This is a genomic window from Pseudomonas sp. 13159349 (assembly GCF_013305685.1).
Taxonomy (GTDB): Bacteria; Pseudomonadota; Gammaproteobacteria; order Pseudomonadales; family Pseudomonadaceae; genus Aquipseudomonas; species Aquipseudomonas asiatica.
In genome coordinates, this window is the sequence record NZ_CP045553.1 from 2,745,908 (window position 1) to 2,772,868 (window position 26,961).

22 protein-coding genes and 3 pseudogenes are annotated in these 26,961 nt (G+C 61.2%); 13 read left to right on the plus strand and 12 right to left on the minus strand.

The window, feature by feature from the left end; genetic code table 11:
* Nucleotides 1-11 precede the first annotated feature (11 nt).
* The 6 genes and pseudogenes from GEV38_RS12900 (at nt 12) to GEV38_RS12925 (ending at nt 6,317) form a co-directional block, all read left to right on the plus strand.
* The gene (locus GEV38_RS12900) at nt 12-440 is read left to right on the plus strand and encodes a LexA family transcriptional regulator (protein WP_014861271.1); all 429 of its coding nucleotides are present in this window, start codon (nt 12-14) and stop codon (nt 438-440) included.
* Nucleotides 430-747 (plus strand): annotated as a pseudogene (locus GEV38_RS12905) (DNA polymerase V subunit UmuC); the annotation flags it as partial. The gene GEV38_RS12900 and the pseudogene GEV38_RS12905, both read left to right, overlap by 11 nt.
* A 76-nt stretch (nt 748-823) precedes the next feature.
* Nucleotides 824-2,113 carry a site-specific integrase gene (locus GEV38_RS12910; protein ID WP_034039555.1) on the plus strand — a complete coding sequence of 430 codons (1,290 nt, stop codon included), beginning with the start codon at nt 824-826 and terminating at the stop codon, nt 2,111-2,113.
* Nucleotides 2,106-3,836 carry a site-specific integrase gene (locus GEV38_RS12915; protein WP_034039553.1) on the plus strand — a complete coding sequence of 577 codons (1,731 nt, stop codon included), beginning with the start codon at nt 2,106-2,108 and terminating at the stop codon, nt 3,834-3,836. Before GEV38_RS12910 ends, GEV38_RS12915 begins: the two co-directional genes overlap by 8 nt.
* Entirely contained in the window at nt 3,833-5,872 is a 2,040-nt protein-coding gene (locus tag GEV38_RS27695; RefSeq protein ID WP_034039551.1) for a hypothetical protein, read from the plus strand. The genes GEV38_RS12915 and GEV38_RS27695 overlap by 4 nt, the downstream gene beginning before the upstream one ends.
* Nucleotides 5,853-6,317: a hypothetical protein gene (locus GEV38_RS12925; RefSeq protein WP_235767806.1), complete on the plus strand. Its 465-nt coding sequence runs from the start codon at nt 5,853-5,855 to the stop codon at nt 6,315-6,317. Before GEV38_RS27695 ends, GEV38_RS12925 begins: the two co-directional genes overlap by 20 nt.
* A 67-nt stretch (nt 6,318-6,384) precedes the next feature.
* On the opposite strand, the gene GEV38_RS12930 is transcribed toward GEV38_RS12925, so the two are convergent.
* Both GEV38_RS12930 and GEV38_RS12935 read right to left on the minus strand, forming a co-directional pair.
* Nucleotides 6,385-9,075: an AAA family ATPase gene (locus GEV38_RS12930; RefSeq protein WP_173895841.1), complete on the minus strand. Its 2,691-nt coding sequence runs from the start codon at nt 9,073-9,075 to the stop codon at nt 6,385-6,387.
* Nucleotides 9,076-9,696: 621 nt separating this feature from the next.
* The gene (locus GEV38_RS12935; RefSeq protein ID WP_125853905.1) at nt 9,697-10,254 is read right to left on the minus strand and encodes a TetR/AcrR family transcriptional regulator; all 558 of its coding nucleotides are present in this window, start codon (nt 10,252-10,254) and stop codon (nt 9,697-9,699) included.
* A gap of 179 nt (nt 10,255-10,433) precedes the next feature.
* On the opposite strand from GEV38_RS12935, the gene tmexC reads away from it, so the two are divergent.
* The 5 genes and pseudogenes from tmexC to GEV38_RS12960 all read left to right on the plus strand — a co-directional run bounded on the left by tmexC (nt 10,434) and on the right by GEV38_RS12960 (nt 17,771).
* Nucleotides 10,434-11,597, plus strand: a complete 1,164-nt coding sequence (gene tmexC / locus GEV38_RS12940; RefSeq protein WP_037009368.1) for a multidrug efflux RND transporter periplasmic adaptor subunit TMexC — start codon at nt 10,434-10,436, stop codon at nt 11,595-11,597.
* Between the two features lie 15 nt (nt 11,598-11,612).
* Nucleotides 11,613-14,747, plus strand: a complete 3,135-nt coding sequence (tmexD, locus tag GEV38_RS12945; RefSeq protein ID WP_090519107.1) for a multidrug efflux RND transporter permease subunit TMexD — start codon at nt 11,613-11,615, stop codon at nt 14,745-14,747.
* Nucleotides 14,748-14,751: 4 nt separating this feature from the next.
* Nucleotides 14,752-16,185: a multidrug efflux transporter outer membrane subunit TOprJ1 gene (locus GEV38_RS12950; protein WP_003152694.1), complete on the plus strand. Its 1,434-nt coding sequence runs from the start codon at nt 14,752-14,754 to the stop codon at nt 16,183-16,185.
* A 429-nt stretch (nt 16,186-16,614) separates the two neighbouring features.
* Nucleotides 16,615-17,580: pseudogene (locus GEV38_RS12955) on the plus strand (DUF4113 domain-containing protein); the annotation flags it as partial.
* Entirely contained in the window at nt 17,574-17,771 is a 198-nt protein-coding gene (locus GEV38_RS12960) for a hypothetical protein (protein WP_014861272.1), read from the plus strand. The pseudogene GEV38_RS12955 and the gene GEV38_RS12960, both read left to right, overlap by 7 nt.
* A gap of 137 nt (nt 17,772-17,908) precedes the next feature.
* On the opposite strand, the gene GEV38_RS12965 is transcribed toward GEV38_RS12960, so the two are convergent.
* Genes GEV38_RS12965 through GEV38_RS13005 form a run of 9 tightly spaced genes read right to left on the minus strand, consistent with a single transcriptional unit; the run spans nt 17,909 to nt 25,358 of the window.
* Entirely contained in the window at nt 17,909-20,650 is a 2,742-nt protein-coding gene (locus tag GEV38_RS12965; RefSeq protein ID WP_012052665.1) for a conjugative transfer ATPase, read from the minus strand.
* Complete coding sequence (locus GEV38_RS12970; protein ID WP_012052664.1) at nt 20,650-21,069, minus strand: TIGR03751 family conjugal transfer lipoprotein; 420 nt, start codon at nt 21,067-21,069, stop codon at nt 20,650-20,652. The genes GEV38_RS12965 and GEV38_RS12970 overlap by 1 nt, the downstream gene beginning before the upstream one ends.
* The gene (locus GEV38_RS12975; protein ID WP_012052663.1) at nt 21,032-22,540 is read right to left on the minus strand and encodes a TIGR03752 family integrating conjugative element protein; all 1,509 of its coding nucleotides are present in this window, start codon (nt 22,538-22,540) and stop codon (nt 21,032-21,034) included. The genes GEV38_RS12970 and GEV38_RS12975 overlap by 38 nt, the downstream gene beginning before the upstream one ends.
* On the minus strand, nt 22,530-23,336 hold the full coding sequence (locus tag GEV38_RS12980; RefSeq protein WP_012052662.1) for a TIGR03749 family integrating conjugative element protein: 807 nt from the start codon (nt 23,334-23,336) through the stop codon (nt 22,530-22,532). Before GEV38_RS12980 ends, GEV38_RS12975 begins: the two co-directional genes overlap by 11 nt.
* Nucleotides 23,333-23,974: a PFL_4703 family integrating conjugative element protein gene (locus GEV38_RS12985; protein WP_012052661.1), complete on the minus strand. Its 642-nt coding sequence runs from the start codon at nt 23,972-23,974 to the stop codon at nt 23,333-23,335. The genes GEV38_RS12980 and GEV38_RS12985 overlap by 4 nt, the downstream gene beginning before the upstream one ends.
* Nucleotides 23,971-24,372: a TIGR03750 family conjugal transfer protein gene (locus tag GEV38_RS12990; RefSeq protein WP_012052660.1), complete on the minus strand. Its 402-nt coding sequence runs from the start codon at nt 24,370-24,372 to the stop codon at nt 23,971-23,973. Before GEV38_RS12990 ends, GEV38_RS12985 begins: the two co-directional genes overlap by 4 nt.
* Nucleotides 24,373-24,379: 7 nt before the next feature.
* Nucleotides 24,380-24,757: a TIGR03745 family integrating conjugative element membrane protein gene (locus tag GEV38_RS12995; protein WP_012052659.1), complete on the minus strand. Its 378-nt coding sequence runs from the start codon at nt 24,755-24,757 to the stop codon at nt 24,380-24,382.
* Nucleotides 24,758-24,772: 15 nt separating this feature from the next.
* A complete protein-coding gene (locus tag GEV38_RS13000; protein WP_012052658.1) occupies nt 24,773-25,012 on the minus strand; it encodes a TIGR03758 family integrating conjugative element protein in 240 nt (79 codons plus the stop codon).
* Entirely contained in the window at nt 24,999-25,358 is a 360-nt protein-coding gene (locus GEV38_RS13005) for an RAQPRD family integrative conjugative element protein (RefSeq protein ID WP_012052657.1), read from the minus strand. The genes GEV38_RS13000 and GEV38_RS13005 overlap by 14 nt, the downstream gene beginning before the upstream one ends.
* Nucleotides 25,359-25,603: 245 nt before the next feature.
* Between GEV38_RS13005 and GEV38_RS13010 the strand changes: the two are divergent.
* Nucleotides 25,604-25,888, plus strand: a pseudogene (locus GEV38_RS13010) (NUDIX domain-containing protein); the annotation flags it as partial.
* Here the strand turns inward: GEV38_RS13010 and GEV38_RS27700 are convergent.
* Nucleotides 25,826-26,239, minus strand: a complete 414-nt coding sequence (locus tag GEV38_RS27700) for a hypothetical protein (RefSeq protein ID WP_230491502.1) — start codon at nt 26,237-26,239, stop codon at nt 25,826-25,828. The pseudogene GEV38_RS13010 and the gene GEV38_RS27700 sit on opposite strands and share 63 nt — an antisense overlap.
* Nucleotides 26,240-26,529: 290 nt before the next feature.
* Between GEV38_RS27700 and GEV38_RS27705 the strand changes: the two genes are divergently transcribed.
* Nucleotides 26,530-26,820, plus strand: a complete 291-nt coding sequence (locus tag GEV38_RS27705) for a hypothetical protein (protein ID WP_012052655.1) — start codon at nt 26,530-26,532, stop codon at nt 26,818-26,820.
* Nucleotides 26,821-26,961: the final 141 nt, after the last annotated feature.

Consider the following 26,961-nt stretch of genomic DNA (forward strand, 5'->3'; position numbering starts at 1 on the left):
GACCTTCCATCATGACCATCACATTCTTGGGCGTGCCCACCGGCGGCACTGAACCCTTACCCCTGTATTCGTTTCACGTCCCTGCCGGCTTCCCGTCGCCTGCAGCGGATCACCTGGAAAGCCATATTTCCCTCGATGAGCTATTCGACCTCCGCGCGCCGCATGTGTATCTGGTGAAAGTGGAGGGCGATAGCATGCAGGGCGCCGGTATCTATTCCGGGGATATCGTCATCGTAGACCGGGGGCGAGAAGCGGAGCACGGCGATATCGTCATTGCGGCCGTCAACAGCGAACCGGTATGCAAACGGCTTCACCGTCGTGACGGGGTGGTAATCCTCAAGTCGGAAAACACAGCGTATCCCCCACGCTACATCATGGAAGGTGACGACCTGGTCGTTTGGGGTGTGGTCCGGTACAGCGTCCGTGATCATGCGCAGTGACCCGGTGTTCGCGCTCATTGATTGCAACAGCTTTTACGCAAGCTGTGAGCGCGTGTTCCGGCCGGATCTGGCCAAAACGCCGATTGTCGTACTGAGCAACAACGACGGCTGTGTGATCGCCAGGTCTTACGACGCTAAGCCCTACGTGAAGATGGGGGAGCCTTATTTTCAGGCGAAGGACAAGCTCAGTCGGCATGGCGTCGTGGCGTTCAGCAGCAACTACGCCTTGTACGGCGACATGAGCGAACGGGTTATGACGCTGATCGAATCAATGGTGCCGGCGACTGAGGTCTATAGCATCGATAAGAGTAAGTTGTATAGTGCGGACGCCTAAGCTATTGAGTTCTATCTATGGACATTGTTAAGCGTCCCAGGGGCGTTGAATGGCGACGCTAGAGCGCATTCATTTCGTGCCCCATTACCTCGTGCGCAGAGAGAACGCCGTCGCATACTCCCCCAGTAGCAGCCGGCCATCCATTGAGGGCTTGCCCCAAATCTTTTGGGCAGACTATGCACCTTGGAGGGAGGCAAACCTGTGGGCAGTGGAGCGAGCAACGACTGGTGACGCTTCTCTTAAGACCGTTGCCAGTAACATGAATGGCCTTCTCAATTACGCTAAATTTCTTGAATCTCGTGATTTGCAGTGGTTCGAGTTTCCCGCTCGCAAAGCTGACCGCTGCCTGGTGCTATACCGAGGGGCGTTGATCAAGATGCGCGATGCCGGCCAGATCGGCCCATCCACGGCGTCTGAGTACATGCGCAATTGCATCATGTTCTATCGGTGGGTAAGGCATAGGGAGCTTCTTTCTCCACACGTCCAGCTGTGGCGGGAAAAACCCTACGTCGTTAAATACTTCGACCGGGTGGGGTTCGAGCGAACGATCAGCGGAACCACCACCGACCTCAGCATCCCGAACCGTAAGCGCCCAGGCCAAACGCTTGAAGATGGGCTGTTGCCAGTCTCGGAGACCGATCGCGATGCAATTCTGGATTTCGCCGCAGAGAACGCCACGCCCGAGCTCTACCTCATGTTGGCCCTTGGATTTTTTACCGGGATGCGGCTCGGCAGCATCTGTGATCTCAAGATTCAGTCTCTGGAGCGCGCCGCCCCCGACCCTTCCGCTGAAGGGCTTCTACGCCTTGCAGTTGGTCCAGGCGCAGCTCCGCCAGTGCACACGAAATTCGGTGTGACTGGCCAGGTCTGGATACCCGAAGCGTTGCGTGATGAATTGCTGGAATATGCCAAAGGCTGGCGGAGGATGGAACGAGAGGCGAAAGCCTCGCCCGAGAATCGTGATTTGCTGTTCTTGACCCGCTTTGGTAACGCCTATGGCAGGCGCGGCACCGATCAGTCATCTGCTGTGAATGTTGAGATGTCCGAGTTTCGAAAACGGGGCGTCAAAGCAGAACTACAGGTGCTCCGTAAATTCCGCTTCCATCAGTCGCGCTGCACCTTCGGTACCGAATTGGCACGTCTGGCGCTATCGGCTTGTGCCGATGTCGCTATTGTAATTGCGACGGTCAGCGACGCGTTGCTCCATGGGCCTAACTCTGAAGCCACCACCTTCAAATACATCCGATTCGTACAGGCACTGCCGATCAAACAAGCCCTCTCAAATAGCTTCATGGCGGCATTTAGCGGGATCGGCGCTGGGGCGCGGCACGATGGATAGTTCCGAATTCGACCTCACTTTCCCGATGCTTGAGTATGGGGCCACTGAAACGCCCTGGGACCTCCGGCCGCTGCTGTTTCGCGGAGGTGCAGCAGCAAAGGTGAAGCATGTGGGCCGCCAGATCGCGCAGGGCGAACTCGGCAGCCCCTTGCCGGAACGTTTCGAGCTGGTGACGCAGCTGCATGAGCACATGACTGACGACCTTGCTGGTGGCGGAAGTCGCTTCTCGGTGCAGAACAAGATCAGTGCATTGCGCCGATTCTTTGCCTGGATCGATTCAGAAAACGTGAATCTCAGTCTCGAGACGGCGGCCGACACGTTCATTCGTTGGACCGATCACTTGCTCCAGCGTCATCGAGTCGAACGCAATTTCAGCGATGGGTCCCTGTACGATCTCACCAGGCTCACGGCGACGATGCTGGACCGAGCATTGGACCGCCAAGCAAGCCTGAGCAAGAGCACACGTATTCGCAAGCCGCGCGGCAAAGGCAAGGTACATACGAGCAAAGCGGACAAGCAGAATCTGCAAAACACCTTCGCATTCGGACACCTTCTAGCTGACGTATGCGAGGCATTGACCTGGAGGGGGACAATGGCCCCCCTCCCAGTTTGTATTTCGTTACGCACCGGCCAAGTGCTGGAACTATGGTCGGGATTGCAGAGCCCCGAGAAAGTAGCGGCCCGCCGTACCAGGCCGCAAAACCAAGCGCAAATCGAAGCATCCCTGGCGGCGCGTGCCGCCCACGATGCAGATCGGACACTGCGGACCCGTTTCCCCATCGTCAATTTACGGATCGAGAGTGAATTGCTGATGTTCATCGCCCAGACCGGTCTGAACCTCCAGCAAGCACATACCCTGCGGGTTGAGCAGTTTCATTACACCAGCCACATAGACGGCTACCAGGTACGTACCTACAAAAATCGACGGGAAGGAGAAGTGCTATTCGAGATCTTTGCCAGTTATCGAGAGTGGTTCGAGCGCTATCTCGAATGGCGTTCCGAATGGTTTCCCAATGAGCCGGATGGTTTGCTCTTTCCGCTTATACGTAGCGGGGGACGAATCCTAGAAGAGGCGACGCAGTTCACGAACGTTACGCGCATCTGCCGCGAGCTTGGCATACCGATAGTGAGACCGCGAAAACTGCGCGGGACGCGCATCAACTGGTTGCTTCGGGAGTCCCAGAATCCCCAACAGGTTGCGGAGTTGGCCCAGCATACGGTGCAAACGCTGATACGCGTATATGCCGACCCCCATCCGCAGATCGCTATGGTGGAAATTACGCGCTTCCATCAGCAAACCGATCCGTCCCTTTCACCTCCTGCTCCTGGTAGATGTGTATCGGCCACACCTGAACCAGTGGGCACGATGCCGAAGAATGGTCCGCGACCCGACTGCATCAATGCTGCCGGTTGCCTGTTCTGTACCCAGCACCGGGATATCGAAAGTGAGGATCATGTGTGGTCTCTCGGTAGCTTGCGCCACCTCAAATCGCTTGAACTGGCACGCTACCGCCCATCCAGTTCGGGTAAGCACCTGACGACAGAGCATCCGGCCCTGCTGGTGATCGATCGGCTGACGGCCAAACTGCGCTTCTTCGAAGAAAGTAGCGAGGTCCGCAGGCTTTGGGTCGAAGAAGCCAGAGCGCGCATAAGTGAAGGTGACTACCACCCGGCCTGGGATGGCTTCATCCGATTGGCAGAACTGCGACAAAGATCAGCATGACGAAAAATATTCTTTCCGAACTTGGCCTCGGCATCGACTCGCCCCTAGCGATTCCTGATGCGCCGAACTACCGTCCGCCGTGCTGGCCACCGCAGCGTGATTGGCCGGTCATCATAGATGCCGCTGGCCAGGTGGTGAGCCGTTGGGGCGATGCCATTTGGCGGCTCGACCCATGGGCGGGAAAACGGCTCACTCTCAATTTCGGCGATGGCCCAGCTAAGAAATATGTCGCCGCGATCGATCCTGCGAACGCCGATTTATTGCGGACCGTAATCGGCTGGTGGCTATACGGCCCCAATGGAGCCCGTGGATACCGAGGCCTGAAAACGCGCTTCGACCAGATGCGTCGGCTGTTCGTCTTGTGCACTCAAGAAGGCATTCTCGCATCCGAACTGAGTCATTTTCCGCGCGTTGCCGACCGTCTCCCGGAGGTGCTCCAGGCTTCCCGGTCCGGTGAGTTCTTGGCATTGCTGCACGAACTGTACGAGCGGCGGGATGCGCTGGGGTTCACCTTGTTGGATCGCGCAGGGTTGGCACGCCTCGCAGCGGCCATGCCCGACCACCAGAAGCTCCAGACCCCCTATATCCCGCCCCGCATTTGGCACTATCAAATCACACGCTTGCGCGAATGCCTGGATGACTTTTTGGCGCATCGAGGCCAAGTCGAGGAGTGCTTCCGCTTCTGTCTGGCTGCCTATCGGCACAACTCTGCCAGTCTCCAAGGACAACGCAGGCCACAATCGTTCTATCCGTTTCAGTGGCCGTCGGATGGATCAAACGGAAAGTGGACTGGGCGGCAGTACTACGGCCCATTCATCGACACCGCGCATCGGTTTGGCATGGTGGAACTATTTCGTCGCTGGCTGGGAGTGAGCGACGACGAAATTCGCATTCAAACTCTGAGTCGCTACCTCAACCTCGTGAGTCGATCTGGACTGTGCTATCTGCTGAACTTCAGCCTCATGCGAGTCGAAGAGGCTTGGAACCTGCGCGCCGATTGCTTGCACATAGAACGTGATCCGCAGTTTGGCGACATCCATGTATTGTGCGGACGAACGACCAAGACGATGTCGGATTCTGAGGCACTTTGGGTGACGTCCCCGTCAGCTCAGGTGGCAGTTGAAGCCATGCGTGTGGTCGCAGACCTCCGCGCAGAATGCGACTCTCCCCCCGGCGAGGCCTCGGTGCCGGATGATCCGGCCAAGCGCTATCTGCTTGATTATTGCCTTGAACCGTGGGGAACGAAGTTCACCAAGATCAACCGCACGATTCGGCCATCGATTCCGAGCTATGCCCATGTGCTTCAGTGGTTCGACAAGCTGTTCGACCGTGAGCAATTGCGCATTACGCCGGAAGATTTCGAATTGGCTCGGTTGGTGACGCCGACGCTGACCGACGAGTTTGCGGTCGGCAAAATCTGGCCGTTGGCCTGGCATCAACTCCGACGAACCGGCGCAGTGAATATGCAGGCATCCGGGCTGGTCAGCGACGCTTCATTGCAGTTTCAGCTAAAGCACGTCGCCAGAGCGATGAGTCTCTACTACGGGCAAAACCATTCCAGGGTACGGCTGGAAGAGAAGGCCCATACCTACTACGTCCGCACCATGTACGAAACTTTGGGTAGGCAGCTGCAACAGCTGACGAGCAACCGATTCGTCAGCCCCCACGGCGAGAAGCGAAAATCTGAGATTGTCCGCCTGATCTCAGCCTCTGATGCTAAGAAAGCGATCAATCTGGCTAAGAAGGGGACGGTCACTCATCGACCGATTTTGCTGGGCATCTGCACGAGCCGTACCCCCTGTCCCTATGGGGGCATCGACAATATCGCTCGCTGCGGAGGGGGCGATTCCCCCGGAGAAACCAAACCATGTGCGGACGTTCTCTATGACCCCGAGCAACTCGACGAAGTCGAAGTGTTGGAGGCGGTATTGGATGAGCGCCTGGCCGCTGCCGAGGTAGATAGTCCGCTAAGGACTTCGTTGGAAGCCCAGAAACGTAGTGTGGAGAATTATCGCCATGTCATCCGGCAAACCTGAATCCGCTGACTCGGCTAAGCGAATGAGTGCCGGCGAGCAGTATCGCGCAGCGTTCGAGCGGCTGAAGAGCAACAAGCCCGAACGACTGCCGAAGGGGACGCCTGTAAGTCAGAACAACGTTGCCAAGGAAGCCGGCAGCGACCCCTCTGCACTGAAAAAAGCTCGTTTCCCCCTACTGATCGCTGAGATCCAAAAGTACGTGGAAGGACACGCTGAGCAACGTCCGCCATCAGTGCGCCAAGTCAACTTATTAGCCCGCAGAAAAAATCGTGGACTTCGAGAACGGATCGAGGAAATCACGCAGCAGCGTGACCACCTAGCCAGCCTACTCGGTGAGGCCGACGCCACCATTCTTGAGCTGTACGACCGTATTGCGGACTTGGAGCGCCAACTGCCGGCCTCCAATGTGCTTCCTCTTAATCCGCGAGGCCACAAAAAACTTTGAAACGGAGAGCTCGCAATATTCGAAAGAAACACAGCCATGCCCGACCAGCCCGGCATGAAACGTCGGGCTAGCCGCCGAAGAGCTTCTTGCGTTGCGCGGTCCGCTCCCGGCGTAGATTCTCGTAGGCAGTTCGGCGTTTAGTCGCGTTTTTGATTAATTCCAGGACCTGGGCGATATCGCCGAGCAACTCCTCGCGCGCGGGAAGCGGTAGTTGGCGCTCGCCTGGGGTGTCGTGGGCCTCGGTAGCTTCGCAGGCCCGCGCATACACTGCCAGCAACTGCTCCCACTCCTCTGCGGGGTAGCCAATGACAGCACCAAATGCTTCTACGCTCACCACATCACTGAACGGCTGGACGGTATTGTTCAAAAAAACCTCGCGGATTGCGCGCTCGACAGTGCCTCGGAGGCTTGAGTATCCCGATGCAATTTGCCGCTCAAGCTCATCATCCGGGTCGCTGCCGACCGGAACGTTCAGCGCTTTCGCACGACTTTCGAGATCAGCCAGGCGGGCCTTGGTGTCCATCGTCGCCCACGTCAGCCCCTCGCTCACTAGTCCCGGCGACTCGTCCCAACCGATGGTCTTGTAGCTGGCCGAGCGATCAGCACGCTGAAGCGCCATCGCGAGCTCGGTCAGGAACACCGCATCATGGGTGAACACCAGCACTTGGCGGGTCTCAGCCAGCGCTACCAAACGCCGAGCTATGGCCCGACGATATACGTGATCCAGCGACGTAGACGGATCGTCGAAAATAACGGTCGAAGTATGTGGCAGGGATTCGAGCTCGGCGAGGAACATAGCCATCCCCAACGCGCGCTGCTCGCCCTCTGACAGCACCTTGGAGGCTTTCGCCGTGATTTCCTGCAGGCGCAGCGTGACCTTGGTCACCCCCAGCTCTGTGCGCCCGCTCAGGTCGGGTTGCACCCGTCGCTTATAGCCCAGGGCTTTCAACTCAGCATTCATAGAAGCGGCCAGAGCCTCGGTCACATGCGTCGCCGCCAGGGACGTCAGTTTGCGTGACACTGCCGCTGGGTTGAGGGCGGCATGGCAGCGGCTCAATGTGGCATGGACCTGACTGTCCTGAACAAAGCGCTCCACCGCGCCAAGCTGGTTGGCGAGGCGTTGTCGGGCTTCTAGCTCTGCCAGTTCTTGGGTCAGCGCCAAGCGTAGAGCGGGATCGGCAGAGGTCCGCAGGGTATTGGCGTCGACTCGGAGCGAAGCAGCTTTGGCGGCGAAGAGACTATCGAGGTTTGCTTCGATAGGAAGCGGTTCTGACTCGGGGGACCAGTTTCCAGTTTGCAGGGCTTGGCTAACCCAAGTATGCCGGGCGGTCCAGACCGATGCCGCTGCGGTGATGGCAGCGTGTAGGTCGGGCAGTCGCTCCTCCACGTCAGCCCGTGTTGGCACATCCAGAACGTTTAGATCGACAGCCTGCACCTTCCCTAGAGCGTTCATGCGCGCAAGCGTGGCGGCTTGCGCATCCGCCGTGGCGCTGTCGGCGACAAATGCCGCGAAACGCCGCATGCGCTCCGAGGCATCCGTTGAATAAGGTTGCTGGCAGAGTACGCAGTAAGCGTCCGGTTCCAGGTGCGGGAAGGGATGTTCAGGGTATGCCGTCTGCTGAGAGAAAGCCTCAGCGGCTCGGTACATCGTTTGCCAGAGTTCAGCTCCTGTGCCTTCCAGCAGCGTGGCGGTGGGTGAGGACGTTACCGGCAACTCCATGGCGTTCAGTGTGTCTCGATCCTGAAGACGCGCTTGCGCCAGTTGCATGGCGAGATGCGCGGTTTTTTCCGTTGTAATCAGTTCCTTTGCCCGTGCTATGGCACGATCATTCACCCAGCGCTGGACTTCCTCGGCTCGACGCTGCGCCTGGTCCAAGCGTGTCGCCAAACGTTCCAAGGCCAGCGCCTGCGGCACAGGATCGCTTTCCAGTAATGTCCGCTTCAGAAACTCCAGTCGCCGGAGTTCATCGTCACCGACCGTCCCTAATCGAGCAAGCACGGCGCGGTCCGAGTCCCCACCTAATTTGGCGATGTAGCGGCCGACTTCGGTGTCACCCTTCAGCGGTTCGAATTGCCGGGTATCCAGAGCCAAGGCATTGCGTTCGGTCCCAATCCGTGCCTGTAAATCACGCTGAAGTAGGACCAGGCGCGTCAGATGAGTGAGTCCGTAGGGCTGAAATGCAGGGGTCCCTTCCGCGTCGATGTAGTCATTGGCACAGGCCGCGTCGTAGACCGAGACCGAACTCAAATGCAAATGGGCCGGCCCGTTCTGGACCCAACGTGCGGTTTCCGGAGTGCCATCCACCAAAATGGCGAAATCTGCTGATGGCAGTCTAGCTGGGGTTGCCGCCCCAAAAGCGTCGGGCAGGACCTCCACCCGATGCCGAGCGTTGCAGGCATTCTTGAAGACGCGGGCGTAGCCGGATTTGCCGGCGCCGTTATGACCAAAGAAAATGGTCATGCCCTCCGGTGCGAGGTCAAAGGCACGACCGGACGGGAAGCCGTTTACCTGGTCTAGCCCCGAGACACCCACCAACCGCACGGTTGCGCCACTTCCGGCGCCTGGTACGTCGTCCAGCGTGAATGGCCGTGCTCCCCCCGTGGTTGCGTCTTCCCGTTCTTGCTCGCGAACCATTCGCAGAATGGTCTCGATGTCATCTTGGGTTAGTTCGGCCCGGGCAAATATCCGGCGCAGTGCTTCCTGCTGCCAGGGTCTGAGTCCGCCGGCCCACCCAATAATCTCGTCCAACAATGGCATATCCGTCTCCTTTCCAGATCCGCCGATTAAAGGCCGCGCCCAGTTGGATGGCAAGTGGCCAGCGCCTTCGAGGTGCTTCGCCGTGTTCCGTTTGCCTGCCTTCCTGACCGCCACCCTAGTGGCTTGTCCGGTCGTGACGCTACACGGGCAGAATTTCTGCATGCTGGCCAGTATCAAGCCGCTCTAAAGTCCGCTACCGGAAAGCGCTGTTTAGCGGTGAGAGACGGGGAAAGTGCGGAAGCTACTACCGACGCAAGCGATGTGGTGAGCAGTCCTCAGGTATGTGCGAAATTGCACTCCTCTTGACCACCAATTTGGGTTGGCGTTGACCACGGATTGCGTTCAACTTGACCAGGGCGTGTCACTGTCACGACCGTCAGAGAACGGCCGATTCTGTTGAAAAAGTCCCTCTGCAATTTCTGCCCAGGAAACTGCGCGGCCGACTTTGAAATCTGAGCAAATACCGCCTCTGAACTACTCCATATTTCGCGTAGCAACGCGCAATTCGGCCGATTTTAAGGGCATGAACCGGTGCCTCTGACCAATGCCGACTTTTTCAACAGAATCGGCCAAAAACGGACACCGCCAACCCGTTGGAAAAAAACTGAGCGTTGCTTTCCGTTAAGTTTGGTAGTTGCAAGCCCCGTTCAGGAAGAATTGCTCGATCAACGCCGCCATACCTGCGCGTGCGATACGGCCGCGGCGCTCGGCGTCTACCAGGCCGAAGATCAAGGAGGAGAAGATTTCGGTAAGCGCCGGGGCACCGATATCGATACGGAATACGCCCAGTTTTTGCCCGCGTAGAAAGAACTCGTCCAGCGTTTCTGAGTAAGGCAGCCATCGGCAGCCGCCTGCATCTAAATCAAACGTGTCCGGGCGCCACTGAAATGAGAGGAAAACCAACAACTCCCTGTGAGTCAAATGGCCTTCGATCAGGCGATGCAATGCGTCCAAGGGCGCCGACTCAAGATCGGTATCGGCAATGACCCGATAAATAACCACCGAACCATGATCCAGAAGCATCTCGATCAGGTTGTCGCGGGTGCCGCAAAACCTGTTTAGCGTCGCCTTGCTGACTCCCGCTGCCTGGGCTATTTCTTTGAACGTGGCTCGCGGGTGGTCAACGATGGCGATCGCCAGGGCCTTCAGCAATTTCTCATCGGCAGCAGTTAAATCCATCGGTCACTCTTTATCTATCGCAGGCAGATGCGGGTATTTTGCCTAGAACACTCATTTTTCTCAAAGAGGATACTAGCTTTGTTCACACCAAAATCAAATGAGTCAATATTGACTCATTTGATTTTGGTGTGGATCATGCGCGGCTTCGACTACGTACTGGCTTCGTGCTTGGGTGAGATATGAACAAATTTCGCGAGTGGATCACTTTTTCCGTGATCTCCTGTTTGGTCGCCGTGACCCTGGTTGGCTGCGACAAGCCCGAAGAGCAAGGGGAGGAGGCGCCGGCGCGTGAAGTCGATGTGCTCAGCGTGCAGACCGAGCCCTTCACCGTGGTTGCCGAGCTACCAGGACGCATCGAGCCGGTGCGTGTCGCCGAGGTGCGCGCGCGGGTGGCGGGGATCGTGCTCAAGCGCACCTTTGAGGAAGGGGCCGACGTGAAGGCCGGCGACGTGCTGTTCCAGATCGACCCTGCGCCGTTCAAAGCGGCCCTGTCGCGGGCGCAGGGTGAACTGGCCCGCGCCGAGGCGCAGTTGTTCCAGGCCCAGGCGATGGTTCGCCGATACGAGCCGCTGGTGAAGATCAACGCCGTCAGCCAGCAGGATTTCGACAACGCCAAGGCCGCTCTGCAGAGTGCCCAGGCCGACAAGCGATCGGCCCAGGCCAATGTCGAAACCGCCCGCCTGGACCTGGGCTATGCCGAGGTTCGCGCACCCATTGCCGGACGCATCGGCCGAGCCCAGGTCACCGAAGGGGCGCTGGTAGGCCAGGGTGAGGCGACTCTGCTAGCGCGTATCCAGCAACTTGATCCGGTGTACGCCGACTTCACCCAGCCGGCTGCCGACGCCCTGCGCCTGCGCGCGGCCATCGCCGAGGGCAAGGTTGCCGGCGCTAGCGACCAGCCGTTGTCGCTGCGCGTCGATGGTACCGATATCGAGAGCAAGGGCACGCTGCTGTTCACTGATATCTCGGTGGATCGCAGCACCGGGCAAATCGCCCTGCGAGGGCAGTTCGACAACCCCGAGGGCGTGTTGCTGCCGGGTATGTACGTGCGTGTGCGCACGCCGCAGGGGCTCAACCAGAACGCCATCCTGGTGCCGCAACGTGCCGTGCAGCGTTCGGCTGACGGTCAGGCCAGCGTGATGCTGCTGGGGCAGGGCGATACCGTCGAGGCGCGCCAGGTCACCACCGGTGCCATGCAGGGCTCGCGCTGGCAGATCAGCGAGGGCCTGCAGGTCGGCGACAAGGTGATCACCAGCTCGCTGGCGGCTATCCGTCCGGGCGCCAAGGTCATCCCCCGCGAGCAAGATGCCGCCGAAGCCGCTCCACAGTCCCAGGCGCAGTAAGCCGGAGAACCTCTCATGTCCCTGTTTTTCATCCGGCGCCCCAATTTCGCCTGGGTAGTCGCCCTGTTCATCTCGCTGGGTGGCCTGCTGGCCATCCCGTTCCTGCCGGTGGCGCAGTACCCCAACGTGGCGCCGCCGCAGATCACCGTGACCGCCACCTATCCCGGCGCTTCGGCGCAGGTGCTCACCGACTCGGTGACCAGCGTCATCGAGGAAGAACTCAACGGCGCCAAGAACCTGCTGTACTTCGAGTCCACCAGCAACGCCAACGGCATCGCCGAGATCACCGTCACCTTCCAGCCAGGGACCGACCCCGAACTGGCCCAGGTTGACGTGCAGAACCGTCTGAAGAAGGCCGAGGCACGCATGCCGCAGGCCGTGCTGACGCTCGGCATCCAGACCGAGCAGGCCACCGCCGGCTTCCTGCTGATCTATACGCTGAGCTACACCGATGGCGACAAGGACGCCAACGTCACGGCGCTGGCCGATTACGCCGCGCGCAACATCAACAACGAAATCCGTCGCGTGAACGGCGTCGGCAAGCTGCAGTTCTTCGCCTCCGAGGCGGCCATGCGCGTGTGGATCGATCCGCAGAAGCTGGTCGGCTACGGCCTGTCCATCGATGACGTGAACAACGCGATCCGCGCGCAGAACGTGCAGGTGCCGGCCGGTGCCTTCGGCAGCACGCCGGGTTCCAGCGAGCAGGAGCTGACGGCGACCCTGGCGGTCAAGGGTACCCTGGACAACCCGCAGGAATTCGCCGCCATCGTGCTGCGTGCCAACCAGGACGGCTCGCGCCTGACCCTGGGCGACGTGGCGCGCATCGAGGTCGGCAGCCAGGACTACAACTTCGGCTCGCGCCAGGACGGCAAGCCCGCCGTTGCCGCCGCCGTGCAGCTGTCGCCCGGTGCCAACGCGATCCAGACCGCCGAGGCGGTCAAGCAGCGTCTGACCGAGCTGTCGGCCAACTTCCCGGACAACGTCGAGTTCTCCGTGCCGTACGACACCTCGCGCTTCGTCGACGTGGCGATCGACAAGGTCATCATGACCCTCATCGAGGCCATGGTGCTGGTGTTCCTGGTGATGTTCCTGTTCCTGCAGAACGTGCGCTACACCCTGATCCCGTCCATCGTCGTGCCGGTGTGTCTGCTCGGTACGCTGACCTTCATGTACCTGCTTGGCTTCTCGGTGAACATGATGACCATGTTCGGCATGGTGCTGGCCATCGGCATCCTGGTGGACGACGCCATCGTGGTGGTGGAGAACGTCGAGCGGATCATGGCCGAGGAAGGCCTGGCGCCGGTGCCGGCGACCATCAAGGCGATGGGGCAGGTGTCCGGGGCGATCATCGGTATCACCCTGGTGCTGTCGGCGGTGTTCCTGCCGCTGGCCTTCATGGCCGGCTCGGTGGGGGTGATCTACCAGCAGTTCTCGCTGTCGCTGGCGGTGTCGATCCTGTTCTCGGGCTTTCTTGCGCTGACCTTCACCCCGGCGCTGTGTGCCACGCTGCTCAAACCGATCCCCGAGGGCCATCACGAGAAGACCGGTTTCTTCGGCTGGTTCAACCGCAAGTTCACCGCCCTGACCGGCCGCTACACCAAACTCAACGGCAAGCTGGTGCCGCGCGCCGGGCGGGTGATGTTCATCTACCTGGGCGTGGTGGTGCTGATGGGTTTCTTCTACCTGCGCCTGCCGGAATCCTTCGTGCCGGTGGAAGACCAGGGCTACATGATCGTCGACATCCAGTTGCCGCCAGGCGCTACCCGTGAGCGCACCTCGGCCACGGGTGAGGAGCTGGAAGAGTTTCTGATGGCCCGCGAGGCCGTGCAGACGTCCTTTCTGGTCCTCGGCTTCAGCTTCTCCGGCATGGGTGAGAACGCGGCCATTGCCTTCCCGCTGCTCAAGGACTGGTCCGAGCGAGATTCTTCGCAGTCGCCGGAAGCCGAGTCGGCTGCGGTCAACCAGCACTTCGCCAACCTCGATGACGGCGCGATCATGGCGGTGCCGCCACCGCCGGTCGAAGGCCTGGGCAACTCGGGTGGTTTCGCCCTGCGCCTGCAGGACCGCGCCGGCCTTGGCCGCGATGCCCTGTTGGCAGCGCGCGATGAAGTGCTGGGCAAGGTCAACGGCAATCCGAAGTTCCTCTACGCCATGATGGAAGGTCTGGCCGAGGCGCCGCAGCTGCGCCTGGTGATCGACCGTGAGCAGGCCCGCACGCTGGGTGTCAGCTTCGAAGCGATCAGCAGCGCGCTGTCCACTGCGTTCGGCTCGTCGGTGATCAACGACTTCGCCAACGCCGGCCGCCAGCAGCGCGTGGTGGTACAGGCCGAACAGGCCGAGCGCATGACGCCGGAAAGCGTCCTGCGCCTGCATGTGCCCAACGACAGCGGCAGCCTGGTACCGCTGAGTGCTTTCGTCACCACGAGCTGGGAGGAAGGCCCGGTGCAGGTCGCGCGTTACAACGGTTACCCGTCGATCCGCATTGCCGGTGACGCCGCGCCCGGCGTGAGCACTGGCGAGGCGATGCTCGAACTGGAGCGCATCGCTGCCGAGCTGCCCGAAGGTATCGGCTACGAGTGGACCGGGCTTTCGTATCAGGAGCGGGTCGCCAGCGGCCAGGCGACGATGCTGTTCGCGCTGGCCATCACCGTGGTGTTCCTGCTGCTGGTGGCGCTCTACGAGAGCTGGGCGATCCCGCTGACGGTGATGCTGATCGTGCCGGTCGGCGCACTCGGCGCGGTACTGGCGGTGACTGCCATCGGCCTGCCCAACGACGTGTACTTCAAGGTCGGCCTGATCACCGTGATCGGCCTGGCGGCGAAGAACGCCATTCTCATCGTCGAGTTCGCCAAGGACCTGTGGGAAGACGGCTACTCGCTGCGCGATGCCGCTGTCGAAGCCGCGCGCCTGCGTTTCCGCCCGATCATCATGACCTCCATGGCGTTCATGCTCGGCGTGGTGCCGCTGGCCATCGCCACTGGCGCCGGCGCTGCGAGCCAGCGCGCACTGGGCACCGGGGTGCTGGGCGGGATGCTCAGCGCGACCATGCTCGGGGTGATCTTCGTGCCGATCTTCTTCGTCTGGGTGCTGTCGCTGCTGCGCACCAAACCTCAGCAAACCGACAACCATCCCCTCCATAAAGCGGAGTAATGCGATGACCTCTCACTTCATGCTCCGTCGCGCTCTGCTGCCCCTGGCCATCGCCGCCCTGGCGGGGTGTTCGCTGGCCCCGACCTACGAGCGCCCGCAGGCACCGGTCGCGTCGCACTGGCAAGCCGCCGACGCGGAGGGCGCCCGTGCCCAGGCGCTGGACTGGCAGACCTTCATCGTCGATGCCGACTTGCGCCGCGCGGTGGATACGGCGCTGAGCAACAACCGCAGCCTGCGCCAGGCGCTGCTGGATATCGAAGCTGCGCGTGCCCAGTACCGCATCCAGCGTGCTGATCGCCTGCCTTCGATCAACGCCAATGCCAGCGGCAACCGCCAGCGCCTGCCTGCCGATCTGTCGCAGACCGGGCGCTCGGAAGTGACCAGCAACTATCAGGTCGGCCTCGGCCTCGCGGAGTACGAAGTCGACCTGTTCGGCCGCGTGCGCAACCTCTCCGAGGCCGCGCTGGAGACCTACCTGGCGACCGAGGAGGCGACCCGTGCCACGCAGATCAGCCTGGTTGCCGAGGTCATCCAGGCCTACCTGACCCGCGATGGTGCGCTACGCCGCATGGCCCTGGTCGAACAAACCCTGGACAGCCGCATGGCCTCGCTGGAGCTGGTCAGCCAGCGCCGTGCAGCGGGGGCCGCCACCGCCCTGGATTACCAGGAAGCGGTCGGCCTTGCCGAACAGGCTAGGGCCGAGCGCGAGAGCACCGAACGCCAGTTACGCCAGGCGGACAACGCCCTGGTCCTGTTGCTCGGCACGCCAGATGCCGCTCGCCTGCTGCCCGCGACGCCCCGCGACGACCTGATGGTGCTGCAGGACATCGCCCCCGGCACCAGCTCGGAACTGATCGAACGGCGCCCGGACATTCTCGCCAGCGAGCACCGCCTCAAGGCGCGCAATGCCGATATCGGTGCAGCTCGCGCCGCGTTCTTTCCCCGGATCAGCCTGACCGGTTCGGTGGGCAGCTCCAGTGCCGAGTTGTCCGGATTGTTCGATGGCGGCTCGCGGGCCTGGAGCTTTGCCCCGACGCTGTCGCTGCCGATCTTCGCCGGTGGCCGCAACCGCGCCAACCTGGACCTCGCCGAAGTGCGCCAGGACGCGGCGGTGGCCGACTACGAAGGCACCATCCAGACCGCCTTCCGCGAAGTGGCCGATGCCCTGGCCGCCACCGACACCCTGCGCCGCGAGGAGGCTGCCCGCCAGGCTCTGGCCGGTTCCAGCGAGGCTGCGATGGCCCTGGCTAAGGCGCGTTACGAGGGCGGCGTGGACGACTACCTGCGTTATCTTGACGCCCAGCGCAGCACCTTTAGCAACCAGACCACACTAATTCAAATCAGCACGGAACGGCAGATTGCGCTGGTTGACCTGTTCAGGTCTCTGGGCGGTGGCTGGGGCCAAACTGAACCGATGGCCGGGATCGGCGCTGAGTGAGCAAAGCCAGGAGTCCTGCATCCGAAGACCGGACTCTGGCTCCATCACCGGTGAGCTACTGGTCATCGACGGGGCAATCGTCTGATCGAGAATAAGACTGTCTGACGACTGGCAGGCCTATGGATTATTGGTGGCAGCAGCTAACGGCTCTATAAAGAGCTGCAAAAAATCACTGTAACGCATGATTGACTGACTGCTTCTGGCCGGTTTCTGCCTGTTGCGTCTCTGCTGCCCACTGGCCAAGTCGGATGCACGCGGTGGTCAGTACCAATGCAATTGACTGGTCAAATGGGTGCAATTGCGCAGGTATGGACTTCAAGCCCCAATTTCCTGGAAAAGAGGTTCTTTCTATGGACATCCGACATCAGAGATTGAGTAGCGGAATGTCTGAGCTGAAGTCATGTCCATGGCTGTTCTTCTTTCCTTTACGTTGATGAATGCTTCGCTGACCTCTCCGGCATTCCTGAAAACCTAACCGAGTTCGGGCGCAAGGTTCGATCGAGAATTTTCCAGTGCACGGGCATCCCGGTCGGTGTAGGTATCGCCAGCACAAAGACGCTCGCCAAGCTGGCTAACCATACGGCTAAACGCCTCCAGGCGCAGACCGGCGGAGTGGTGGACATCACTGTTCCGTTCAAGCGCGATTGGGTGCTGCGCAATACCGAGGTGAAAGAGGTGTGGGGCATTGGCCGGCGGATGACGGCTCACCTCGAGGCGATGGGCATCCGGACGGCCATGGACTTGGCCAAGGCCGACGCTTGGACACTTCGGCAGAAGTTCAGCGTCGTGGTGGAAAAGACTGCCCGCGAGCTGGCCGGCACGCCCTGCCTTGAACTTGATGAGGTCGAACCGCCTAAACAAGAGATCTGCTGCAGCCGGATGTTTGGCAAGCGGCTAACCGAGCTGGCGCCAATTAAGCAAGCCGTGGCCACCTACGTCGGGCGAGCGGCGGAGAAGCTCCGCTCCCAAGGTTCGGTATGCAAGCGCATGCGCGTGAGCATCCGCACGGGGATGTTCAATCCGGACGAGGCCCACCACGCCCAGGGCGCTCTGGTGGAGCTGCCGTACCCAACCTGCGACACGCTATTGATGACCAGATTGGCCACCGACGCAGTCGCGCGGGTCTTTCGGCAAGGGTTCCGGTACAGCAAAGCAGAGGTCCTGCTGATGGATCTGCGGCAGCCCGGCGAGTTTTCAGAGGATTTGTTTGCGCTCAAGCAGTCAGTTGCATGTGACCGGTTGATGCAGGTGATGGACGACATCAACGAGCGCTGGGGAAGGGGAACGATGCGCGCCGGTAGTGTACCGGTGGCGCCAGAGTGGGGGATGAGAAGGGAAATGATGAGCCAATCCTTTACGACCAGGATCGATCAGTTGTGGACGGTCAAATGCTGAACCTTCCTGCGGCGTGGCTGGCCGAACTGAATGATCAGACGGAACTTCAAGCTGATCCGTACGGCCGTGCGTTGGTGCTGAACGAGATGGCGTATGCCGCCCATCGGCGGCAGGAGATCAGCGATGAGGATTTGACGGAGATGCTCGAGCTTGCGGACGCAGGCAGGGAGTGGGCATTGCTCGAGGATTAGGAAGATTGGCTCGGGACGGCCTGGGGAGAGTGGAGGTGGCAGTCAGCATTAAGGTAGGAGGGCGCTCATATCAGCGCGTGGAACTCGCACTCAGATGCATGGCGCAGGCCATCATCTTACTGGTGGTGCGGAAGTAATTATGACATGCCACGCAGGCGATCAATCTCCGCCGCGACCTGCAGGGCGGCTTCCAGCTCAGGCTGCTGGTGCTCTTCCATCAATCGCCAGCGCTGGGCTTTCTCCTCGGGCTCGGTCATGGCCAAAGCGAGGTACAGGCTCGGCGGCACTGCGCGGAACAGCGTCTCCAGGTTCTTCGACAGGACCACGCCCTCGGTGTACTTGCCCGAGGCCTTGCTCGCGGAGAGCAGCAGTACCTTCTGCGCCGGCGTGAGTTTCTTGAAGCGGGCGATCTCCTCGATTTCCGCTGGCGGCATGTTCAAGCAGATCCACCACTCAATCATGTTGAGCATGGTCTGCGCGGCATCAGGCAAGTCGGCCATGTTCTGCGTTGCCAGCCAGAACCAGGCGCCGAGCTTGCGCCACATCTTCGTGCCCTTGACCACAAAGGGGGCCAGCAGCGGGTTCTTGGTGATGATGTGGCCTTCGTCGGTGACCATGATGATCGGGCGGCCGAGGTACTGGTCGCGCTCGGCAATGTTGTTCACGGTGTTCATCAGGCTGATGTAGCTGATCGACATCTGCGCCTCGTAACCCTCACGGGCGTACGTGGCGAGGTCGACGATCGTCACGTCGCTCTCCGGCCAGGGTGTGCCGGCGCGGTCGAACAAGGCACCTTCAAAGCCCTGGCAGAACAGGTCGATCGACTCGGCCATCTCCTGCGCACGCTCGCGGCGTTTGTCAGGCAGGTGGGTGTCGCTGGCGACCTTACGCAGGGCATCGCGGACATGGCGGGTCAGCACCTGCTGCTCAGTCGTCGCGCAGTGCCGGGCGGCGTCGAGGATGCACTCGCGGATCAGACTGCGGTCTGCGCGAGTCAGGCGCGCCTCTTCCTTGGCTTCGCCGCCGGTGATCATCAGCCGCGCGGTGATCTCCAGCTCGCCCAGTACATCGCGCTGCTCGCCACTGTCCGGCGCGGCCTCATCCAGTTCTTCGGTTGACAGACTGGCGACCTGGTCCGGATGCTCTATCAGGCGCCGGGCATGGGCGAACGGCGCCAGGCTCACATCGCTGCCTGGTTTGAGCTGAACCTTGTTGACGGTTAGCCCGAGCGTGGCGAAGTAGTCGCCCTGCAGGCCAAAGGAGTTGCCCGCTTCGACGATGAACAGCCGCGGTCGGTACACGGCCATGACCTGCATCAGGATTGAAACCAGGGTGGCCGACTTGCCGGCGCCGGTAGGGCCAAATAGCAGCAGGTGGCCGTTCATGGAGCGGTCGAAGCGCGACAGCGGGTCGAATGACAGCGGCGCACCACCGCGGTTGAAGAAGGTAATACCCGGGTTGCCGGTACCGATGCTGCGCCCCCAGAGGGGCAGCAGATTGGCGACGTGCTGAGCAAACAGCAGCCGGGTGTACCAGTTGCGTGTGTCCCGCGCCGGGTTGTAGACCATCGGCAACCAGCGCAGATAGCTGTTGCACGCGGCCACTTCATCGCCCTCGCGCACCGGCTGCAGGCCGGCGCCGAGCAGGACGTTAGCTGCCTGGACCGAACGTTGGCGCAGCTGCTGCTCATCGGCACCGCGCAGGTACAGCGCCAACGTGCCGCGGTACAGTTTGTGTTGGCGGCCAATCAGCGCGCGGGCCTCCTCCACGTCCTGGCGGGTCTGGGTCGAGGCGAGGTTCTCGCCGATGGCTTTGCGCGCCAGGCGATTGAGCTGCTCCTCGAGCACATCCTGGGGCGTGATCACCAAGGTCAGGCTCATGACCGACTGCTCGGGCAACTGATCGAACAAGGCGTTCAACGCTTCGCCTTTGCGCGTTTCACCGGTCAGCTGGCCGATATGCGGCGGCCTGCGCAGCTTGTCGACCACCATCACGGCGTGCGGTTGCTGATCGAAGTACCACAGACCTTGCTCGCTATTTGAGCGTGGTTCCTGAAAGAACAGCCGCTCGGCGAAATCGTGGTCGAACGGCAGCGGCAGCTCCTCACCGTCATCCACTTCCGGGTAGGGCACACGTCGATAGAACGCGGCGGGGGATTCGCCAGTGAGGGCTGGTGCCGGGTTGAACCAAGGCAACAACCAGGCGTAAAAGTCGCGCCCGGTCAGCCGCCGAGGGCTGACCCCGCAGGCCTGCAGCGAGGCCACCAAGCGGTCGCAGGTGCGGTTCAACAGCTGGACCGGGCTCTGCCCATCCTCGTCAGCCTGCTCCCCGAGCCAGCGGTAGACCACCAGGCGAATACGCCGATTGCTACCGCGCCACGGAAGGTGAGACACCACATGGTCGTCGAACAGCCCACCCGGTTTGCCGACGGCTTCAAGATGGCGGCGCATCGAGGCGAGGAAGGCCTCGGTGAACGGCCTACCTCGCGCGCGCGGCGCGATGTAGCGCTCCAGGCGTTCAAGGTACGGGGCAAAATCACTGTCGTCCTGGCAGAAGAACTGCACCACCCAGGGCGCCTGATCGAGCTCGTCGAAGCTGTCCTGCAGCGCATCTTCCAGGGCGTCGCGTGCGGCCATCAACCATTCGGGCTCGCGACCCTCCGTGCCGATCGGTTGCAGCTCGAATACGGCACCCACAGAACGGTTGTCATCAAGCAGAAAGCACTGTCCCTCTTCCAGATACTCGACCCAGGGCAGGTGGTCGGTGAAGCTGGGGTTGTGCGCGTACTGGGCGGTTTCGTCGGCCAGGGTGGCGCGCCGGCGCTGTGCCGCGCGCCAGGGCTTCCAGCGGGACGGATCGCGACTCGCGTCATCAGCCATCACAGATCGTCCAGGCGCTCGCCGGGCAGGGCGTACTGGACCTTCTCGTACAACGGGAACACGGTCGAGTAGCCAGGCACCGGCGTTTGTTGGGTACCTGCCAGATGCGGGTAGACGTACATGACCAGGTCTGGATTGGGCAGGCGTGGGAACTGGGCACGGATCTCGTTCGCGGCGGTGCGAGTGTAGGCGCTCTGGGCGTTGATCAGGCGCTCGGGGTCCTGCACCGGGCGACGCAGTTCGCCACGCGCCTCCAACAGCTGTTGCTGCGTACCGACCGAGCCACCGCCGTTCCAGATATCCAGCATGGTGTGATCGCCGTGGGGCAGCATTTCTTCCTTGCTGGTGGAGCAGCCGGCCAGGTGCAGGCCGAGCAGCAGGCTAATCCAGATCCAGTACCGAGACGGATGGGCTTTCATGGTTCACTCTCCGGCCTTTAGGTTCGTAGTCGATGCTGATTTCGTGGTCCAGGTGCAAAGCCACCTTGGCCCCGGGTGGCACGTAGATGGCGGCGAAGGCTTCACCGTAGAGCTTGTTGATCCACTCACGAATGTCGCCAATGCCCCCGCTGATCACTGAGTTGAGCGCGCTGTTGCCGCTGTTCTGGGACAGGCCCAGGCTGCCGCTGGCCGAATTGATGAATGAGGTGTTGGTCTGCTCGCTGCCCAAGGCCGCGGCAAAGCCGGCGCCGGCTGCGGTGATCAGGCTCTGGCTGCCCAGGTACTGCTGGGCGTTGGAGCGGCGCTCGCCGGAAATGCACGGAATGCCGTACGGGTCGGAGATGTAGCCCAGGCCGCCGCGGATCTTCTCGGTGTCCGAGGTTTGATTACTACTGCGATTGCGGCTGACGACCTTCTGCGGCTGCGGCACCGTGCGGACGGTACCGTCGCTGAAGACGAAGGTGATCGACTCGACCTGGCCGCGCACGCAGGACAACGTCCAGTCACCGGCGGCAGTCCCGCTCATGACCGCGCCGACCACGTCCGGCAGGTCGATGCCGTTGGCAGTGAGGTTGTCTGGCCCCACCAGCACCTTGAACGGATAGGGATCGTTCACTGTGCCGTCCACCGGCACCCGGCCAATGAGCGCGGTCATGGCGATCGAGCCCATCAGCGTCGAATTCTCGGGGATGGTGTAGACGGGACGGGCACCTTCGGTACGGTCCTGGGCGTTCTCCAGATCACGCTCGCCTTTGGCGACGGCACGCAGGCGGTCCTGGCCACGATCAATGGCGTTGTTATCCAGGGCGTGCAGGTCCTTGAACTTAGAGGTCAACGACGACAGGGGACCATCAGCTTTGTCGGTATCCTCTTGCCCAGCGCGTGCATTCGACGGTTCGATCCACTGCACCGCATCTGCCGGCGCTTGAGCCCCTGCCAATTGCTGCTCGTCGCCTTGTTCAAGACCGAAGCCTGCGGGAACATCTGACTTCGCGGCTGGCTTGCCGGTGAGCTGGTCCTTGAGCCTGGAGAGCAGTCCCTGGGTCTCGCGGTGTTGCTGCTCAGCTTTCTGCCGAGCATCGTTGGCCTGCTGGCGCTGCTCGGTGACCTGTTGGGTGACGCTGCTCAGCGTGCTCTGGATGCGCGTGTCGGTGTTTCCTTCGCGCGTGCGCAGCCGGTTGTTTTCGGTCTGCAGCGTATCGTTGCCTTTCTTCAACGTCTGCATTTCGCTGCGCATCGCTTTTACCTGGCCGATCAGCGTGGCCACGGTGTCGCGCGGGGTGTCGCCGGCGATGCCCAAGGCTTTGGCCTGTTCCGCGCTGAGCGTGGCATTCTCCGGATCGTGAGTTGGCTGGCCATCCGGGGCGGTCACCCAGGACTTGATGATGATCAGCACGATGCCCAGCAGGACCGCAGGCACCAACCATTTCAGCAGGCCGTTAGCTTTCATGAGCGTCAGCCTCCGGCTTTGGCGGGGGCAACAGCAGCGCATGCCTCAGGTCGCCGCCGCGGGTGACGAGATAGGCCACGGTGGTGTCTTCAGGCGTACCGGCAAGGCCGAGGTCCGCGTGCTGGAAGGTTGCGGCGTACAGCGTGGCCTGCAGGTGACGCGGGTCAAGCGTGATCTTGCCGGGGCCACGGTTCACGATCTTCACCGCGGTCACCCAGTAGTCGCCCAGCCGCCAGGCGGCGAGTGCCTTGATCGAGACCCGCTCGGTGGGCAGCAACGAACTGAACGCAACGGCGTCGCTCAGCGGCACCCGTCGCACACCGGGCAGCGGTCCCACGGTGCGCAGGGGCGCATAGAGGTTCTGCGCCGCATAGCGGGTGAGCACCACCGGTACCGGCGTCGCGGCAGGTGCTGCATCTTTCGCCGCTTCCACGTCCGGTGCCGAAGCCTGGGCCACGATCTTGACCGGCTCCAGGGCCTCACTGCCCTCAAGCGCTTCGATGTCGATCAGGATGATGTCGCCTGACTTCACCGACTGCAGTTGCAGCCGGGTAGGGGGAAGGGCTTCCGCGGCGCGCAGATACACGGTGCCGCCGACGGACTGCACACGCAGCTTGCCGGCGATCGTGCCCGGTACCCCCACGCGAACATCCTCATCCAGCATCAGGATGCGCTCTTGGCCCACCGTGAGTGGAACGGCCAGCGGCAGGCGATCCCAGTATTTGACCTCGACCGCACCGACTGCAGAACACCAGCCTGCGGCTACCGCCAGCATCATGATCAAGACTCGCATCATCCCGCACCTCCTGGCAGCGTCAGCTTCTGCGGCGTGCCTTCGTAGCAGTCCAGGGCCAAGCCCCACTTGTTGTGCTCGGGATCGACGTCGAAGCGCACCACCCGTAGCGGATAGCGCACCACCACGCGCTTCACCGGCTCAGCGGCGTAGTACTCGTCGGCGTTGAGGTCGAGCTTCACCAGCCAGCTGTGCCTATCCAGCTGCTTCACCCGCAGGTCGGGGTCGTCGCTGTAGCCGCGGCCCAGCACCTCGTATACGCCGCGCACCCGACCGCGCAGTTCGCCGGCGGCCTTGCGGTACTCGAAGTCTCCGTCGAAGAAGGTCTTGCACGCCGGGGTCAGGTAGGGTTGAAGGGCAAAGATGGCGCGGTGGTAGTCGACCTCGCCGTCGGTGGGCCAGCGGTTGAGCTGGCCGAAGATGTACAGCGCGAAGGCGTAGATGTTTTCCGGGGGTACATCCCACCACTTGCGCGTACTGCCAGAGCGCAGATCGGGCGGCACGTGAATGGTCAGCTCGGAAGGCGCGGACTGCCAGCCGTACCAAAGCCCGCAGGACAGCAGTGCCAGGATCGAAACGGCCAGACGCAGACTGAAGATATGCGCCTGCTGCGCATCCACCTTGTTGCGAAAGCGGCTCATGGCGTCGCCCTCGCATGTCGACGCGTGCGGCGCACTGTCCAAGGCCCCGAGTGCAGGATCAACTGGTGAGTGCCGACACTCCAGTGCACTGCCAGATGCCATTGCAGGCGCCGATAAAGCCAGGTTTCGGGGCGGGCGCGCTTGGCTCGGCGCAGTAGCTTGCCGCCACCGAGCAGCACCAGCGCCATGCAGATGAACATGCAGGTGGGGAGGGTCGCGATGGAGACGGTGGCCACGGCCAGCGGCGCGCCGAGAATCACACCTAGCCCTGCGCCGATGATCAGCGCGACCCACATCTCGTCGTTGGTGAGCCCACGAAGAACGGCCGGGTCACGGTTGAGGCGCTCAGGAAGAAAGGTCAGCGTGCCGTCAGGCAGGGTGGCAGGGGCGTCGGACATGGTGACCTCACAGGATCGTCGCGGCTTTGGTGAGAAACCACAGGATCACTACCACCAGCAGCGCGCCGACGCCGACCACGGCGCCGAGGTCCTTCCAGGTCTTGCGCTGGTTCTGCACGTCGGCGTAGACGGTCAGCGAATGCCAGGCCACGCCGAGGAAGGCGAGGGTGGCGATCAGCAGGCCGAGCAGGATGCCGCCGTCGTAGGCATAGTTCTTGATGGTGTCGATCAGCCCCGAACCTTCACCGCGGGAGGGCGCTTCCATGGTCGGCAGGTCAGCCCAGGCCAGTGTCGAGCTCAGCAGCACCTGGCCACCGAACAGGCCTCGGGAACAGGACTCCCGCAACAGACCGAGCGGGCGATGGCAACGACGGGAAAGGTTCATGGCAAGCTCTCCTGATTACGACAGCATGAAAAACATCAACACGATCACGGCGAGGGCCAGGCGCAGCGTGCTGCCGCCGAGCGCACCGAAATTGAGGTTGCCGGCCGCCCAGCCGCGATAGCCGGTCCACAGGACCCAGGTACACCAGAGCAAAGCGAGCACCAGCACCAATGACCGCCACAGCACCGAACTGAGCTGCGGGGTAAATCCGGCCACGGCCGAAAACGCGGTGAGTTGGGCGTCAGTCATGCTCATCGTTTGGGCTCGAGTGAGGCGCTTCAGCACGGTAATTACCGGTCAGCTCGACCAGATCGGCTGGCTGCGCACGCGAAGGTGACAGGTATTGTTGGATGCCTTGACGCATAAGCTTGAGGTCCGCAGCGAACCTCGAATAATCGAAGCGAAAGCGGGCCCCTGCGGAATCGACTGAGCCGCTGCTTGCGCGGTCGGCCAACAGTTCGATGGCTTTGAGCTGCCGCTGCACTAGGCCGAGATCTGAGCGCTCCGGCGCGTCTTGGGCGACGGCACCGAGCGACACCACACAGGAAAGTAACAGGGCGAAAGAAGCGTTCATGGTGAAATCCAGACGGGTATCTGGCATCCACCCTGAGGACTCAGGCAGTTTTTGACATGGATTAAAGGGATCTGCGAGCCCTCGGTTTAAACCTGAGGCAATAGCGAATGTGTCGTGTGCCTGATGCAGCTCTCTATTGGTCGGCTACGAACTGGCTCTCCTGTGCCCATTTCGTTGAACGAGTCGTCTTACCCATAAGTCTCTTGGGAAGAACGCCTTCTCAATTTCCCAGCGAGTCGGCTAAACCCTGATGTGAACAGTTGAGCCTGCGGATGCCAGACAGGAACATAAGAAAGTTAAAAGCGAGAGCCACAATCATCTGTCTGCACAGCGGCAAGGTGCTGCTGGTGCGCAAGAAAGGGGGAAAGTGGAATTTCCCAGGCGGGGCGATCGAGGCGGGCGAAACTCCACTTGCCGCTGCGGCGCGAGAGCTTCGGGAAGAAACGAGCATCAACGGCCATGGCTTACTTTACTTGTCCACCATCACCGTGGAATCAACCATCCACCACATTTTCATCACCCACTTTCACGACGGCGACAAGGTCGTAGCCTGCAATGAGATCGCGGCCTGTAAATGGTTGCCGCGCGACAAGCTGACCCCTTCCATTCTCAAGGCCACGGCAGCAGGCTTGATAGCGACTCAGCTGCCAGCCTTGATCGCTTAGCGTCCGGCCTAGCCTGGCGCCGCCGAGCGCATGACCGGTTACATCTGACTGATCGGCCTTGTTCTGCGCCAAGAAGGATTTCGGCAAGCTCTGCAGGCCATGAACGCTGCAAAAGCTTCCGAGGATCAGAGACTCTTCAACTGGAGCGTTACGCAAAACACGTTCGAGCGGCATCATCAGCAGGTTGAACAACACTGCAAAGCAGGCGAGCAACAGCATGTGGGTTCGAATGCGCGAGACCATAATCCTTTCCGTTGGACGAGCACCGGCATTGAGCCGAAATCAGCATAGCCTGTAAGACTCAGAGGTGATCGGCGATCCGCACCACGCTTCATATCCCACTCCCGGTAACTAAGCGATTCAGCTTCGTTACACACCGATTTCGGCCTCAAGCTCATATAAAAAACTGTTCTGTATCGCTATTAAAGCCAGCTGTCTGATATTCCAGGGCGATCATCATGCTGTCATTGAACTGCCGCTTCGCTTTGCTATGGTTAGGTTTCCGTATAAGACTAAAGTCGTAGGAGGGCGGCATGCGTATTCGAGGTGACGTTTTTTGGAATTGGGCGGATCCAGTGCTTCATCATCGTACCCATGACGAGGAGCTCGATGACGGCACGACCATCGATGTTCAGGTCAGGCTCTCGCGCACCGGTCAGACGCAAATGTTCATCGGCGTGTACGCGGGCTGTGGCATGGCCCTTCACGAAGAAGCTTTCGATTCTCGACCAGGTGAGTCAATGACTAGGGCATTGGCTTGGGGTGTAGGATGTGCAAGACGCCTCGCGACCGATCAGCGGCTTACCGTGCAGCGGGTGGCATAGACGTCAAAATCAGCATTTTGGTGGTCGCTGTGCTCAGATGCCAGCGATCACGCAGTCTTGGAATGTCCTGCAGTGACGGTAATTGCGGGCAAAAGAAAGGCCGCTGCTAGGCGGGCAAGATCTATCACACGTAGGGATTGT